10 protein-coding genes are annotated in these 15,644 nt (G+C 72.0%); 5 read left to right on the top strand and 5 right to left on the bottom strand.

Translation table 11 applies throughout. From position 1 onward, the window contains the following. Nucleotides 1–151: 151 nt before the first annotated feature. From mycP to eccD, 3 genes are read right to left on the bottom strand one after another with little or no spacing between them, the layout of a single operon-like run. Complete coding sequence (gene mycP / locus ACLJT4_RS34315) at nucleotides 152–1,411, bottom strand: type VII secretion-associated serine protease mycosin (RefSeq protein WP_411128440.1); 1,260 nt, start codon at nucleotides 1,409–1,411, stop codon at nucleotides 152–154. After that, complete coding sequence (gene eccB, locus ACLJT4_RS34310; protein ID WP_411128438.1) at nucleotides 1,408–2,967, bottom strand: type VII secretion protein EccB; 1,560 nt, start codon at nucleotides 2,965–2,967, stop codon at nucleotides 1,408–1,410. Before eccB ends, mycP begins: the two co-directional genes overlap by 4 nt. Before the next feature lie 18 nt (nucleotides 2,968–2,985). Then, a complete protein-coding gene (gene eccD, locus ACLJT4_RS34305) occupies nucleotides 2,986–4,455 on the bottom strand; it encodes a type VII secretion integral membrane protein EccD (protein ID WP_411128436.1) in 1,470 nt (489 codons plus the stop codon). Between the two features lie 245 nt (nucleotides 4,456–4,700). On the opposite strand from eccD, the gene eccCa reads away from it, so the two are divergent. Then, the gene (eccCa, locus tag ACLJT4_RS34300; RefSeq protein WP_411128434.1) at nucleotides 4,701–8,678 is read left to right on the top strand and encodes a type VII secretion protein EccCa; all 3,978 of its coding nucleotides are present in this window, start codon (nucleotides 4,701–4,703) and stop codon (nucleotides 8,676–8,678) included. A gap of 311 nt (nucleotides 8,679–8,989) precedes the next feature. Here eccCa and ACLJT4_RS34295 read toward each other — a convergent pair whose 3' ends face one another. Beyond that, complete coding sequence (locus ACLJT4_RS34295) at nucleotides 8,990–9,193, bottom strand: cold-shock protein (protein WP_016574426.1); 204 nt, start codon at nucleotides 9,191–9,193, stop codon at nucleotides 8,990–8,992. A 250-nt stretch (nucleotides 9,194–9,443) separates the two neighbouring features. On the opposite strand from ACLJT4_RS34295, the gene ACLJT4_RS34290 reads away from it, so the two are divergent. Continuing rightward, complete coding sequence (locus tag ACLJT4_RS34290) at nucleotides 9,444–10,352, top strand: menaquinone biosynthetic enzyme MqnA/MqnD family protein (protein ID WP_078487090.1); 909 nt, start codon at nucleotides 9,444–9,446, stop codon at nucleotides 10,350–10,352. A 53-nt stretch (nucleotides 10,353–10,405) separates the two neighbouring features. On the opposite strand, the gene ACLJT4_RS34285 is transcribed toward ACLJT4_RS34290, so the two are convergent. Further along, on the bottom strand, nucleotides 10,406–11,599 hold the full coding sequence (locus tag ACLJT4_RS34285; RefSeq protein ID WP_411128431.1) for an alpha/beta hydrolase: 1,194 nt from the start codon (nucleotides 11,597–11,599) through the stop codon (nucleotides 10,406–10,408). 164 nt (nucleotides 11,600–11,763) lie between these two features. Here ACLJT4_RS34285 and ACLJT4_RS34280 point away from each other — a divergent pair, with 164 nt between their 5' ends. The 3 genes from ACLJT4_RS34280 to ACLJT4_RS34270 all read left to right on the top strand — a co-directional run bounded on the left by ACLJT4_RS34280 (nucleotide 11,764) and on the right by ACLJT4_RS34270 (nucleotide 15,554). Then, the gene (locus tag ACLJT4_RS34280) at nucleotides 11,764–13,605 is read left to right on the top strand and encodes a serine/threonine-protein kinase (protein WP_411128429.1); all 1,842 of its coding nucleotides are present in this window, start codon (nucleotides 11,764–11,766) and stop codon (nucleotides 13,603–13,605) included. Nucleotides 13,606–13,752: 147 nt separating this feature from the next. Further along, nucleotides 13,753–14,952, top strand: coding sequence for a cyclic dehypoxanthinyl futalosine synthase (gene mqnC, locus ACLJT4_RS34275; protein WP_016574494.1), 1,200 nt, complete (start codon nucleotides 13,753–13,755; stop codon nucleotides 14,950–14,952). Nucleotides 14,953–14,999: 47 nt separating this feature from the next. Continuing rightward, nucleotides 15,000–15,554 (top strand): imidazolonepropionase-like domain-containing protein, encoded by a 555-nt coding sequence (locus ACLJT4_RS34270; RefSeq protein ID WP_411128426.1) that lies wholly within the window; start codon nucleotides 15,000–15,002, stop codon nucleotides 15,552–15,554. The last annotated feature ends 90 nt before the right edge of the window (nucleotides 15,555–15,644 follow it).

Genomic DNA, 15,644 nt, shown 5'->3' with positions numbered 1-15,644 from the left:
AGGAACTCGGTCTCCCGCAAGTAGATTCGGGATTGAGTCTAGTCACCGGGTGTGACAGCGAGGCGGGTTTTCGATCCGCACCGCTCAAATAGCGCCAATGTGGGTGCAGTCCGCGCCAATGAGTACGGCTACTCATTGACAGACTCGGGTTTCATGATCGTCGACGATGCCGCAGATCGCGCCGGACGACCGCCACCCCCGCGATGACCGCGACCGCGACCCCGCCCGCGCCCATTCCGTACGTGGCATAGCGTTCCATCCGCTTCTGCGGTGTTTCGCCGGACGGGAGGGAGGACGGGTCAGGGGGAGTGGCCTTCGCGAGGCCGTCGTCGGCCGTGGGGTGGTCGATCGGGTGGTCGTCGTCGGTGAGGGCGCGGACGGGGTCGGCGACGCCCCAGCCGACGAAGCTGTCGCGGCCGTTGACGGAGCGCTCGGCGGTCTTCTCGATCTGGGCGACGATCTGGGGCGCCTTCCAGTCGCGGTGCTTGGCGCGGAGCAGGGCCGCGATGCCCGCCACGTACGGGGCCGAGAAGCTGGTGCCGTTGTCGACGCACTGGCCGCCCCTGGGGACGGTCGAGACCATGTCCACGCCGGGGGCCGCGACGCCGATGAAGTCGCCACTCTGGGAGAAGGGGGCGCGTTCGTTGTTGCGGTCGGAGGCGGCGACCGCCAGTACGCCCGGGTAGGCCGCCGGGTAGGTCGTCTTGAGGCGGCCGTCGTAGCCGTCGTTGCCCGCGGAGGCGACCACGACGATGTTGTGGTCGCGCGCGGAGCGGACGGCCGCGGCGAGGCTGGAGTCCTGGGAGATCGGCTTGGCCGTGTCCTGGGAGATGTTGATGATCTCGGCCCCGGCGCCGATGGCGTGGTTGATGGCGGTGGCCAAGGTGGCGGCGTTGCCGGTGCCCTTCTCGTCGTTCTGGCGGATGGGGATGATCGTGGCCTCGGGGGCGAGGCCGACGAAGCCCGTACCGGCGCGCGGGCGGGCCGCGATGATGCCGGCGACCTTGGTGCCGTGGCCGACGGGGTCGTAGGTGCCCGGGGCCCGACCCTTCCCGTCCGATGTTCCGTCGCCCGCGCCCGGTCCCAGGAGGTCCCTGCCGTTCTTGGTGTCGACGGCGTCGGTGAGCTGTGGGTTGGTGTTGTCGACGCCGGTGTCGATGACCGCGATGAGGACCGATTTGCCCTGTGCGTCACGGCCCTTGGTGTCCTGCCAGAGGCGGTCGAGGACGATCCGCTGGAGGGCCCAGGGGCGCTCCTTGATCTGCTGCTTCATGGGGAAGGTGCAGGTGCCGCCCGCTCCGGGCAAGGGGATGGCGTCCTCTGCACCGGCGGCGAGCGCGGGAGGGGCCATGACGGCGGCCGTCACGGTCGTGAGCAGTGCGGCCGTGAGCCCGGCCCGGCCGGCGCTCATGAACCCTGCGGCTGACGTGCCGCGTTGACGTCCAGTCGCGGACCCATCGGCAGGAACGTCGACCAGTTCGCCGGGACGGGGACGGGGGCGATGTCCTTGTAGCCGAGGAGGACTTGTGCCAGGTGGGACTGCTGGGGCTGCTGTTCCGATTGCCCCGGCTGTCCTGGCTGGCTCCCGACGCCCGAGCGTTTCGCGCTGCTGTCGTTGTTGGTCTGGACGCCGTAGCGCAGGCCGGTGTCGGTGACGAGGAAGTGTGCCCCGGTTGTCACGTCCCCGGCCTGGATCTGCTGGTAGAAGAGGCCGGTTCCGGGGGTCACGTACGCGCTGGTGCCGCCGTTGACGATCTGCTGGGGGTAGCCGGTGCCCGCCCAGGTGCTGAGCGTGGTGCCGCCAGTCTTGGACACGTCGCGCAGGACGCTGCACACCGTGTTCCGGGCGCCGGCCGGATCGCCGGACGGTGTGGCGGTGTTGGCCTGCTGGACGCTCGGCTGCGGCCAGTTCTTCTCCGTGAAGAGGCCGTGGGATTCCGGGGTGAAGGACTGGGCGTCCACCTCGGTGGGCTGGTTGTGCTGCTTCAGGAGGGCGGTCTGGGGAGAGAAGAGGAAGAGGCGGGCGACGAAGCCGGAGACGGGGACGACGGAGCCGCGCAGGACGACGTACTCCTGGGTGCCGGAGCCGGTCGTCGCGCGGAGGACCATGCCGATGCGGTTCTCGTGCGGGGCCAGTCCCTTGACGCCCGCCGGGTCGCCCACCTTTCCCGGGAGGGGAGGGAACGCGATCGGCGTGCCGTCGTGGAAGGTGGCGAGCCAGTCCTTGGTGACGGGTTGGGGCTGCCGGTTGCCTACCAGGGCGCGCAGCAGGAGCTCGTTTTCGGTGGGACTGCCGCCGTCGAGGAAGTACTTGGTGCCGGTGGGGCCGATGAGGTACCGGGGGCCGTTGTCCGTCGCGGTCTGCTGCTGGACGTAGAGGACCTGGCCGTCGCGGAGGCGCCCGGGGCCGTCCACCTTGTGCTGGTCGCGATCGGCGAAGAGGAAGGTGGCCTTCTGTACGGACCGGCCGTTGCTGCCTGGCTGCTCGCACACCGCCCAGCGCTTGCTCTTCCGCCCCTCCTCGGGATCCGGGATGCGCTCGGGGGCGTACGGGATGCCGAGCGTCGGGCCGTGCGGGATCTTGCCCTTGTCGAGCTCGTTCTCGTCGACCTTGAGGACGTCGAAGCGGTCGGTGGTGAGCAGGAGGCGGGCGGAGGCCATGTTGAGGACCGGGTGCAGCTGGGGTTTGCCGTCCGTGCGGAGGACCACGTAGAGGGTGGCTGACTGGCTGCCGAGGATGACGTGCTGGCCCGGGGCGTCCCAGCCCTTGGGGGCCTGGGGGCGGAACATGCCCCAGGCGCCGAAGCCCGCGAGCGTGAGCGCGGCGATGACCAGGCCGGGCAGGACGGCGCGCAGGGGGCTCGGGGCGCCCTCGTCCGTACGGTCGGGGGAGGGGCGGAGGAAGGCTGCCACCAGTCGCTTCTTCGCGAAGGTGTAGCCGTTGAGTTCGTCGCGTCGGGATGCCATCGCTTCTCTCGTCCCGCCTCAGCCGCCGGTCATGCTGCGGGCCCTGCCGTACAGGTCCAGTACGGCCAGGCACAGCGGCATGAGGGAGAGCAGGAACAGGCCGTCGGCGAGGTCGAGGGCGCGGCCCCAGAAGGGGGAGAGACCTCGTTTCGGAACGGTCAGGGCGATCAGCGTCAGGAGCGCCACGCCGCCCGCGAGTGCGAGGGCCAGCCAGACAGTGCGGATGTCGAGCTGGGCGCGGTCGCCGGCCAGGAAGTCGGTGAGTGCGGTGGCCGGCGGGCGGAGGGCCAGGCCGAGCACGAGGAGCGCCAGGGCGCCGAAGCCGGCCGCGATCGCGCAGGAGACCTGGGCGGTGTAGCGGAAGAGCCGGGCCCGGAGCAGGGCGGCCAGGCCGGCGGCGAGCGTCAACAGTCGTCCCCAGAAAGACTCGGACAGGCCGAGGACGGCGGCGGCACCGAGGACCACCGCGCAGCAGCCGCCCAGCAGCCCGAGCAGCAGTTCATGGCCGCGGCGGACGCGGGCGGCGAGGGCGTCCGGGGCCGCCGGGCCGGGCAGACCGGCGTCGTCGCTGTAAGCGGTCACGGCCTCGCCCTCGGCCAGGCTGCGCGGGGTGGCGTAGCCGATGGGCAGCCGTGCCAGGCGGGCGGCGAGCCCGGGCAGGAACGCCATCAGCCCGATCGCGGCCGGGACGCAGACGGCCGCGGCCTCGGTGGCGGTGGCCTCGGCGATGATGGCGAGGAAGCCCGCTACGGTGCCGGCCGCCGCTGCGAAGGCGGTCGCGATGAACGGCGCGTCGCCCTCCGGCGAGAGGCTGACCAGCGCCACGGAGACGACGAGTACGGCGATACAACCGAGGAGGAACTGAAGCCGTCCCGCCCCGTGTCCGGTGTCCGGCCCGATGATTCCCGAGCCCGCGCACCAGACGACGGGCAGCGCCCCCAGACCCAGTGCGACGGCGGACGGCTGGTCGTCGTAGACGCGGGCCCGTACGCCGGCGAGGGCGGCCGCCAGCAGCCCGGCGGTGGCGGCGATGACGCCCGGGAGGCTGTGCATGTCGTGCCGTACCGGGTCGGCGTACCACAGGACCAGGCCGAGGAGCGCGAGCATGACGCCCACCCCGGCGAGGCCGGCGCCGCGCAGCATGGTGTCGTTCCACAGCCGCCGATCCCGTGCGACGGCGGTGGCCACGGCGTCGGCGACGTCGTCGAAGACGGCCGGCGGGAGCGAGTGCGCGAAGGGCCTCAGGTGCAGCATCTCGCCGTCGACCACGCGCTGTTCGGCGAGCGAGCGGGAGCTGTCGAGGGCGGTGCCGTCGGACCGGAAGAGGTGGTAGCCGGTCGGCGCGTCGGCGGGCTGGGTCTGGCGGGTCAGCCGCAGGATCTCCGGATAGATGTCGGAGACCGCGATGTTCTCGGGCAGGGCGACATCGATCCGACTGTCGGGCGCGACCACGGCGACCCTGCGGAATCCGGTCCCCGCGCTCGCCACGGACGAACTGCGGCTCGAACTCACACCGGCCCCCGCGCTCGTTCTCACTTCTCCCCCTGTTCGCCGACCGGGCCTGGGCCCTGCCGGGCGTGACACGCGATCAATCCCGTACGCCACATTAGTGGGCCGCCGGCCGGCAGTAGGATCAGCTGATGCGGAAGGCGCCGTCGCCAGGGGGGTGAGCGGTACGGACAGTTCCCCGGATTGCCTTTCGCCGCGAGTTCCGCGCCGAGGGGTGGGTACCGGTGAGCCAGATCGTCGTCAAGCGTCCGCCGCGGGCCCTGCCGCCCGCGCTCGCCACGGACGAACTGCGTCTCGAAGCACCGCCGGAACTCCCACGTGGCCAGCACGAGGGCGTGCTGATGCAGCTGCTGCCAATGATCGGCATGGCCTCGTCGGTGGTGTTCTTCTTCATGCCGGGCATGGCCGGCTTCATGCGCGTGATGGGTGGGCTGATGCTCGCCTCGACCGTCGGCATGGTCATCGCGCAGATCGTCCGGTACCGCCGCGGCACCCAGGGAGAGATGGCGCAAAGTCGCCGTGACTACCTCAAGTACCTGGCGCAGACCAGGCGCCGGATCCGCCGTACGGCGGCGGCGCAGCGCGACACCCAGCACTACCTCCACCCCGCGCCCGACCAGCTGTGGTCGGTGGTCGCCGAGGGCGGCCGGATCTGGGAACGGCGCGCCGGCGACGCCGACTTCGGGCAAGCCCGCGTCGGCCTGGGCACGCAGCAGCTCGCCACCCCGCTCGTCGCCCCCGACACCGCCCCCGTCGACGAACTCGAACCGCTCACCGCGGGCGTCATGCAGCGCTTCCTCGCCACCTACGGCTCGCTGCACCACATGCCGGTCGCGGTCTCGCTGCGCGCCTTCTACCACCTCACCGTCTCCGGCGACCCGGAGTCGGCCCATGGCACGGCCCGCGCCCTGATCGGTCAGCTGGTCACGCTGCACGCGCCGCGGGATCTGATGGTCGCGGTGGTGGCGGCCCCGGGCGCGGTCGTCCGCTGGGAGTGGACGAAGTGGCTGCCGCACACCCAACTGCACCGCGTGGCCGACGGCGCCGGTACCCGGCGGCTCTTCGGCGACGACCTCGCCGAACTCGAAGCGCTGCTGGGCGAGGAACTGACCGACCGCCCGCGGTTCAGCAGGGAGGCGCCGCCGCTCCTCGACCGGCCGCACCTCGTGGTCGTCCTCGACGGTGGGATGGTCCCCCCGGACTCGGCCTTCGCGGCCCCCGAGGGACTGCAGGGCGTCACCGTCGTCGAGGTGATCGCGGGGGAACTCGGTGAACCGCGCGGCGGTCTGTCGGTCCAGGTCCACCCGGGTCGACTGCGCCTGGAGTCCCCCGTCTCGGTCTACGAAGGCACCCCCGACACCCTCTCCCCCGAACGCGCCGACACCCTCGCCCGCCAGCTCGCCCCGCTCCGCATCGAGGGCGGCGACGAGGACGAACCGCTCCTCACCAACCTCGACTTCACCGACCTGCTCGACCTCGGCGACCCGGCGCTGACCGACCCCGCCCGCACCTGGCGCCCCCGCTCCCAGGCCGAACGCCTCCGGGTCCCCATCGGCGTGGACGAGGCGGGCCGGCCCGTCATGCTCGACCTCAAGGAGGCCGCGCAGAACGGCATGGGCCCACACGGGCTGTGCGTCGGCGCCACCGGTTCCGGCAAGTCGGAACTGCTGCGCACCCTGGTCCTGGGCCTGGCCGTCACCCACTCCTCCGAGACTCTGAACTTCGTCCTGGCGGACTTCAAGGGCGGTGCCACCTTCGCCGGCATGGCCTCCCTGCCGCACGTCGCCGCCGTCATCACCAACCTCGCCGACGACCTCTCGCTGGTCGACCGCATGGGGGACTCGATCGGCGGCGAACTCCAGCGGCGCCAGGAACTCCTTCGTCAGGCAGGCAATTTCGCCAAAATTCACGATTACGAGAAGGCGCGTGCCGCCGGACAGGCCCTCGACCCACTGCCGTCCCTCGTCCTCGTCATCGACGAGTTCAGTGAACTGCTGGCCGCCAAGCCCGACTTCATCGACATGTTCGTCCAGATCGGGCGGATCGGCCGCTCCCTGGGCGTCCATCTGCTGCTGGCCTCCCAACGCCTGGAGGAGGGCCGGCTGCGCGGCCTGGACACCTACCTCTCCTACCGCATCGGCCTGCGCACCTTCTCCGCCGCCGAATCCCGCGCCGCCCTCGGCGTCCCCGATGCCTACCACCTCCCCTCCGTCCCCGGTTCCGGCTATCTCGCCTTCGGCACGGACGAGATGACCCGCTTCAAGGCCGCCTACGTCTCCGGCCCGCACCGTACGGGCGGCGTCCGTACGGGTGGCGGTCGTACGGACGCCGGCCCGCACTCCGTTCAGCGGCGCGCGGCGTTCTTCACCGCGCCGCCCGTACCGCTTCCCGACACCGCTCCGCGGCCGGACACCGACGGCACGGAGGTCGGCACGGATGGTCGGTCCCCGTCCGACGAGTCGTTCACCGACACCGTCCTGGACGTCATCGTCAACCGCCTCGAAGGGCAGGGGCCGGCCGCCCACCAGGTCTGGCTGCCGCCCCTGGAGAAGGCCCCGGCGCTCGACCAGCTCCTCCCCGCGCTCGCCACCACCCCCGAGCGCGGCCTGCACGCCGCGCAACACCACTCGACGGGCACCCTGGCCGTCCCGCTCGGCCTGGTGGACAAGCCCTTCGAGCAGCGCCGCGACATCCTCCTCCACGACTTCTCCGGGGCCACCGGCCACCTCCTGATCGTCGGCGGACCGCAGTCAGGCAAGTCCACCCTCCTGCGCACCCTCATCGGCTCCTTCGCCCTCACCCACACCCCCCGTGAAGTCCAGTTCTACGGGCTCGACTTCGGCGGCGGTGCCCTCGGCTCGACGTCAGACCTGCCGCACGTCGGCTCCGTCGCCTCGCGCCTCGACCCCGAGCGGGTCCGCCGTACCGTCGCGGAGGTGGCGGGCATCCTGGCCCGCCGCGAGCAGCTCTTCCGCGCCCACGGCGTCGACACGGTGGCGACCTACCGGCGTCGGCGTGCGGAAGGCGGGTTCCCCGACGAGCCCTGGGGCGATGTCTTCCTCGTCATCGACGGCTGGGGCCCCTTCAAGGACGAGTACGAGATGCTGGAGCCGGTGGTCACCGGAATCGCCGCCCGCGGCCTCGGCTTCGGCATCCATGTGATCCTCACGGCGTCCCGTCACATGGAAGTCCGCGCCGCCCTCAAGGACCAGCTCCTCGGCGGCCTCGAACTGCGCCTCGCCGACCCCTTCGACTCCGAGTTCGACCGCAAGGTCGCTGCCAACGTGCCCGCCGGTGTCCCCGGCCGAGGCCAGATCCCGGCCGGACGCCACTTCCTCGCGGCCCTGCCGCGGACCGACGGAGGGCACGCCGCGACCGAGCTCGCCGATGCCACGGCCACCTTCGTGGCCTCGGTTCGGGCCGATTGGCAGGGCCCGGCCGCCCCCGCGGTCCGTCTCCTGCCCCGCAAGGTGCCTGCCGACCAGCTGCCCAACGGCTCCGACCATCCGGACTGGGGCGTCCCCATCGGCATCGATGAGACCAGTCTGGAAACGGCGTACATCGACTTCGAGGCCGATCCCTTCCTCCTGATCTTCGGCGAGAGCGAATCCGGTAAGACCGCGGCCCTCCGCCACTTCGCGCACAAGATCGCGGAGCGCTACCCGTCCGGCGAGGCCAAGATCGTCGTGGGCGACTACCGCCGCACGCTCCTCGGTGCCGTGCCGGAAGGGCACCTCCTCGAATACGCCCCCACCGATGCGGCGCTGAAGATCCACATGGAGGCTCTGGCCGGCCTCATGGAGCGTCGCCGTCCGAGCGACGACGTCACCCCGCAGCAACTCCGGGACCGCAGCTGGTGGACCGGCCCCCGCTTCTTCGTCCTCGTCGACGACTACGACCTGGTCGCCTCGTCCACCGGCAACCCCCTGTCGGTCCTCACCGACCATCTTCCCTTCGCCCGGGACGCGGGCGTCCACTTCCTGATCGCCCGCAGCACCGCTGGGGTCTCCCGGGCCCTCTTCGAGCCCTTCCTCCAGCGCCTCAAGGAACTCGGGGCGCAGGGTCTGATCCTCTCGGGCGACCCCCACGAGGGCGACATCCTCGGTGCCACGCGCGCCCAGCCCATGCCTCCTGGGCGGGCTCACTTCGTCTCCCGTAAACGTGGCACGCCATTGGTGCAGCTCGGCTGGCGCGCGGAGTGAACGCGGCGGCCCCGCCCGGACACCGGGCGGGGCCGTGATTTCCCGCTCAACGAACCCCGCCAGGGACCCGTCATGATTTTTTATTTCTCCACCGCCTCCGCTGCGCGATCGATCCGAACGACTGTCCTGCCGGATCGTCCGGGTTTCTCGTCACGCAAAGCGACGGGGTAAGTGTTCACGTAAAAGCCATTTGAGATGCACGACGCAAAGAGGCTGTACAAAAGGCAGGAGCCCCGCTCTCCGCCCGAAGGTGGAGGGGGGCTCCTTGGGTGCTACTGGTCGATCAGATGAGAAAGACCGGAGCGGGTAACTTAGGCCGGGCTGACGTTCTCCGCCTGCGGACCCTTCGGGCCCTGGGTGACGTCGAAGGTGACCTGCTGGTTCTCCTCAAGCGAGCGGAAACCGCTGGCGTTGATCGCGGAGTAGTGGACGAAGACATCCGGGCCGCCGCCGTCCTGGGCGATGAAGCCGAAGCCCTTTTCAGCGTTGAACCACTTGACGGTTCCGGTAGCCATAAGCCCTCCTTGGGCCAAAGGGTCGCCCTGCTCCAGAACCTGCAAAGAAGTCTGAAAACTACAAAAGCCTGCGGGTCACATGCTCCGCAGGCTCTGTACTGCAAGGGAAACCAAACTGCAACTTGGCTTGAGCCTAGCACGGTGCACTCGGGAGGTGGAAGAGCTAAAGATCACGTTTGGCCCTGAGTGGGAATGGCAACACCGGGGCCCCGCCGTCCGGTACCGGAACCGACGGGTCTAGCCTCCGCATGTGGACAATTCAACCTTCGGAGACGCACCCGCGGGCACCGACGCAGACCACCGTCGCAGCCGGCCGCGAGTGGGCCACATCCAGTTCCTGAACTGCCTGCCCCTTTACTGGGGCCTGGCCCGCACGGGCACCCTCCTCGATCTGGACCTCACCAAGGACACCCCGGAGAAGCTCAGCGAGCGTCTGGTGCGCGGGGAGCTCGACATCGCGCCGATCACCCTCGTCGAGTTCCTCCGGGCCGCCGACGACCTCGTGGCCTTCCCCGACCTCGCGGTCGGCTGCGACGGGCCGGTCATGTCCTGCGTGATCGTCTCGCAGAAGCCGTTGGACCAGCTGGACGGCGCCCGGGTGGCCCTCGGGTCGACCTCGCGGACCTCCGTGCGACTGGCGCAGCTGCTGCTCGCCGAGAAGATCGGCGTGCAGCCCGACTACTTCACCTGCCCGCCGGACCTCGGGCTGATGATGCAGGAGGCCGAGGCGGCGGTGCTGATCGGCGACGCCGCGCTCCGCGCCAACCTGCACGACGCCCCCAAGCTCGGCCTGGAGGTGCACGACCTGGGCCAGATGTGGAAGGACTGGACGGGGCTGCCGTTCGTCTTCGCCGTCTGGGCGGCCCGGCGCGACTACCTGGAGCGCGAGCCGGAGGTGGTCCACAAGGTGCACGAGGCGTTCCTGGCCTCGCGGGACCTCTCGCTGGAGGAGGTCGGCAAGGTCGCCGAGCAGGCCGCCCGCTGGGAGCACTTCGACGAGGAGCTGCTGGAGCGGTACTTCACCACCCTGGACTTCCGGTTCGGGCCGGACCAGCTGCGCGGGGTCACGGAGTTCGCCCGCCGGGTGGGCCCGACCACCGGGTTCCCGGCCGACGTGAAGGTGGAACTGCTCGCGGCGGGCGCCGACGCCCTCGCCTAGGGCGCGCCGCACCGCGCCGCCGGGCCGGGTGCCGCCCCGTCCGGCCGCGCGGGCTACGACGCCGGCGTGGGCGTCGGCGTCGGGCCGAGCAGGACCCGGCTGATGGCCTCCAGGCTCTCGTCCCGCATCCCGCGCAGGTAGCTGCGGGCGTTGTGGCCGCCGCCCTCGATGACGTGCAGCCGGGCGTGCACCGGCCCCTTGGCGTACCGCTCGACGAACCGTTCCAGGTTGGCCCGGCCGCTCTCCTCCGTGCCGACCTGGAACTGCACGTGGACGTCCGGGGCGCCGGGGCGGGCGGCCAGCCGCTGCGCCAGCAGCTCCGGGTCGTTGGCCCGCATCTCCGCCCGGTGGCCGCGCCACAGCGGGGAGTCGGGGCGGGTGTCCGGGCCGCTGGCGATCACCGCCTTGAACCGGTCCGGGTGCTGCAGGACCTGCTTCAGGGCCGCGAACCCGCCGGACGAGGACCCCATGAACGCCCAGCCGTCACGGCTGGTGAAGGTCCGGAAGTTGGCCTTGACCAGGTCGGGGACGTCGTCGGACAGCCAGGTGCCCATCTTCGGCTGGCCCGGGATGTCGCTGCCGTCGTAGTAGCGCTTGCCGGGGTTGAGGACCGGCATCACGACGAGGAACGGCCGGCTGCGGCCCAGGGCCGTCAGGTCGGTGACGGTCTGCTGGAGCTTGTGGCCGGTCGCCGCCCAGTAGTTGGTGGGGTGGCCGTAACCGCCCGGCAGGGCGATCAGGACCGGGAACGCGCTGGTGCGGTAGCGCTCCTCGTAGTACTCCTTGGGCGCCCAGACCCACACCTTGCCGGTGAAGCCGGACTTGCCGCCGTGCAGGGTGGTGACGCCGATCTTGGTGCCGTCGCCGAGGGTGGCGGCCGTCCGGAACGCGGCCTGCGGACCGCTCGGCATCCGGACCGCCGGCTGCGCCGCCGACGCCCGTACCTGACTCGGCGCCCCGTCGGGCAGCGCACGGCTGAACGACATCGGCTCGCCGGTGTCGTTGAGCACGTCGAGGTACTTCACGGTCGGATAGGCGCAGAGGCCGACCACGGCCACCGCACCGGTCAGGAACGACGCGCGCCAGCGGGGGCGCCGGGCCGACCACCGTGCCCCGTCGGGCCGGGCGGAACGGCCGCGTCCGAGGAAGCGTCCGCGTCGCATCAGGCCGCGTCGCATCAGTCCGCGCCGTCCGCGGCTGTCCTCCCGGCGCGGGGCGTAGGAACGGTCCCCTGGGGTGCGGTGCATGGGCGTTCTCCCGATCTGCCGATGGACGAGCCCTGGGCGAGGAGGTGCGGGGGCGGATGGTCGGCTTGCGCCCTGTTTGATGCGGAAAGCGGGCCCGAGGGTTTCGGCAATCCGACATGACCTGGGTCATAAGCTGGTGCCGCCGTCTTGGAGGGGGAGGCGCCATGGAACCGCTGGCCGACGGGGACCCACGGGCCCTGGGCGGGTACCGGCTGCTCGGCCGCCTGGGCGCGGGCGGCATGGGTCGCGTCTACCTGGGGCGCAGCGCCGGCGGACGGACCGTCGCGGTGAAGGCCGTGCACGCCCAGTACGCCGCCGACGAACAGTTCCGGGCCCGCTTCCGGCGCGAGGTCGCCTCGGCACGCCGGGTCGGCGGCGCCTGGACCGCGCCCGTCCTGGACGCCGACCCCGACGCCCCCGTGCCCTGGGTCGCCACCGGCTACGTCGCCGGCCCCTCGCTGGCCCGCGCGGTCGCCGACCACGGCCCGCTCGCCGACCGTGCGGTGCGGGCCCTGGGCTCCGGACTGGCCGAGGCGCTCACCGCGGTGCACGCGCTGGGCCTGGTCCACCGGGACGTCAAACCCTCCAACGTGCTGCTGACCCTGGACGGGCCCCGGCTGATCGACTTCGGGATCGCGCGGGCCACGGACGGCACCGCCTCGCTGACCTCCACCGGGGTCTCCGTCGGCTCGCCCGGCTACATGGCGCCCGAGCAGATCCTCGGCAAGGGGGCCGGGGCCGCCGCCGACGTCTTCTCCCTGGGGGCGGTGCTGGCGTACGCGGCCACCGGGACCGGCCCGTTCTCCGGGGACTCGTCCGCCGCGCTGCTCTACAAGGTGGTGCACGAGGAACCCGAACTGGGACCGGAACTCGTCGGTGACCTGAGGGAGTTGGTGGCCGCCTGCCTGGCCAAGGAGGCCGTCCGGCGGCCGGCCCCCGAAACGGTCGCGGCCCGACTCGCCGGCGCCCGGGGCGCGGCCGGACTGGTCCGCGCCGGCTGGCTACCGGGCCCCCTGGTCGAGCAGGTCAGCCGCCAGGCGGTGGCCCTGCTCGACCTGGACGCGGGGGCGGATTCCGGTGCGGGGGCGGGGCCGGAAACGGCATCCGGTGGGTCGGCGTCCGGTCCGCTCGCCGGTCCCGTTTCCGGCCCCGGCGGGTCCGGGACGGCCTCCGGGCTGATCCCGTTCGATCCGCCGATGCCCGGGACTCCGCAGGGAACGCCGCCCGGCGCCTTTCAGGGACCTCCGCCGGGACCACCGCCACCGGCCTGGCCGGCGGCCGGCGCCCCGCACGCCGCGGACGCGCCCCCACCACCGCCCGCGCCCCCGCCCGGGCCCCCCTTCTCCTCTCCGCCCGCGCCCCCCTTCTCCTCTCCGTCCGGCCTCGCCGACCTGCCGACCGGCTCCGCGGCGTCCCCGGCCACCGGCTCCAAGGAGCGGCGGATCGCGCTCACCGGCGCGTTGGGCGGTAAGGAGCGGCCCCGGCGGATGAGCTGCACCCTGGTGCTCTCGGTGGCCGGCGCGCTGGCGGTCGCCACCACCACCGCGGTGTTCTTCGGCGTGCTCAAGGGGCCGGGGAGCGGCGGCTCGGCGGCCACGCCGCCGTCCGGGAACCATCCGACGGTCGGGTCCCCCGCGCCGACCGACGCGGCCGGCGGCGTCCCGAGGGGCTTCCTCGGCACCTGGAACGGCACCGTCACCATGGCGAACGGGATCCCCAACGGCACCATGACCAGCGTCATCAAGGCCGGCCGCGAGGGCGACGTCGTCGTGCGGACCACCTATGACGTGGTGCTGCTGCGCTGCCGGGCCGCGTCGAGGCTGGTGTCGGCCACCGGCGACAAGCTCGTCCTGCGCGAGAGCCCCGACGGCGAACAGGGGCCCGGGTGCACGGGCAACACCTCCACCGTCACGTACGTCCTGGGCAAGGACGGCTCGCTCTCCTTCACCTCGGACGACGAGCGGGGCGGCACCCCGAAGGCCACCCTGACGAGGAGCGGCGGCTGAGCGACGGACCGGCCGGTGGAGTAGCAGGCCGGCGGGCCGGACCGCGCGCCGGCCCCCACCGGCGCCGTCGGACCCCTGGCGTACGCTGGTTCAGTCCTGCTTTTCTGCAGTGCTCGCAGTCTGTCCGCCTCCGAAAGGGACGCCCCGGTGACCGAGAACGCCGACCTCCAGTCCGTACTCGACCGCGCCGCGCAGGGCGGCCGCATCACGCCGGAGGAGGCGCTCGACCTCTACCGCTCCGCGCCGTTGCACGCGCTGGGCCAGGCCGCCGACGCCGTGCGCCGCCGCCGTTACGCCGGCACGGAGCACATCGCGACGTACATCATCGAGCGCAACATCAACTACACCAACGTCTGCGTGACGGCGTGCAAGTTCTGCGCCTTCTACGCCGCTCCCAAGGACACCGAGAAGGGCTGGACCCGCGACCTCGACGACATCCTGCGGCGCTGCGCGGAGACCGTCGAACTGGGCGGCACCCAGATCATGTTCCAGGGCGGCCACCACCCGGACTACGGCGTCGAGTACTACGAAGAGCACTTCTCGGCGATCAAGAAGGCGTTCCCGCAGCTGGTCATCCACTCCCTCGGCGCCTCCGAGGTCGAGCACATGGCGCGGATCTCGAAGGTCTCCGTCGAGGAGGCGATCTCCCGGATCCACGCCGCGGGCCTGGACTCCTTCGCCGGCGCCGGCGCCGAACTCCTCCCCGCCCGCCCCCGCAAGGCGATCGCTCCGCTGAAGGAGTCCGGCGAGCGCTGGCTGGAGATCATGGAGGCGGCGCACGGGCTCGGCGTCGAGTCGACGTCCACGATGCTGATGGGCACCGGCGAGACCAACGCCGAGCGCATCGAGCACCTGCGGATGATCCGCGACGTCCAGGACCGCACGGGCGGCTTCCGCGCCTTCATCCCGTACACCTACCAGCCGGAGAACAACCACCTGAAGGGGCGGACACAGGCCACCCTCTTCGAGTACCTCCGCATGATCGCCATCGCCCGGATCTTCCTCGACAACGTCGCCCACATCCAGGGTTCGTGGCTGACCACCGGCAAGGAGATCGGCCAGCTGTCGCTGCACTACGGCGCGGACGACCTCGGCTCGATCATGCTGGAGGAGAACGTGGTCTCCTCGGCCGGCGCCAAGCACCGCTCCAACCGCCAGGAGATCATCGACCTGATCCGCAAGGCGGGCCGGGTGCCGGCACAGCGCGCGACGACGTACGAGCACCTCGTCGTGCACGACGACCCGGCCAACGACCCGGTCGACGACCGCGTCGTCTCGCACCTCTCCTCGACGGCCATCGAGGGTGGCACCGCCCACCCGGAACTCAAGCTCGTCGACGCCAACTGACCGCCCGCAACGGGACGTTGACCGAAGAGGAACGCTGACGACACCGGATGCTGACGCTCCACAAGGTGCGGGCCGTACGGCCCGCACCCACTGAGGACGCCGAGCCGCTCCCCGGCTACGCGGTCGTCGTCGACGGCGACCGGCTGGCCGCCGTCGGGCCGTACGAGGACCTCGCGGCGGCCTACGGGAGCGCCCGGATCCGGGAGTGGGACGGGGTGCTGACCCCCGGCCGCCACGAACCGGACGGTGCGGCGCTCCTGGAGGCCGCCTACCACCCCGATCCGCGCGAGGCCGACGAACTGGGCACGGAGCCGCTGACCGGCCCGGCGCTGGCCGCCCTCCCGATGTCCGAGGCCCGCTGGGGCGCGAGCGCCCGGCGCGGCCTGCAGCGGCTGTTGGCCGCCGGCACCACCTCGCTGGCCGGGCCGTTCACCCGCCCCGCGGTCCGCACGGCGGTGCAACGCTCCGGCCTGGGCCGGAGCGACGGCCGGCCGCCGGCGCCCCTCGCCGCCGGCGTCCGGGCCGACTTCGCCGTCTTCGCCCCCGACGGCAGTTGCCTGGCCACCGTGCTCGCCGGCCGCCTCGTCCACCGCCGGCGCTGAGCCCGCTCCGCACGCCGGGCCACGCGCCCACGCGCCCCGTCAGGAACGCGTCAAGGCGGACCCGTCGCACGTCAGGGCGGTGTCAACGGA

The sequence above is a fragment of the Streptomyces sp. x-19 genome (assembly GCF_046549115.1).
Classification (GTDB): Bacteria; Actinomycetota; Actinomycetes; order Streptomycetales; family Streptomycetaceae; genus Streptomyces; species Streptomyces albulus_C.
Note: the sequence above shows the minus strand (reverse complement) of the source record. Positions and strands in the feature narration are given on the sequence as shown.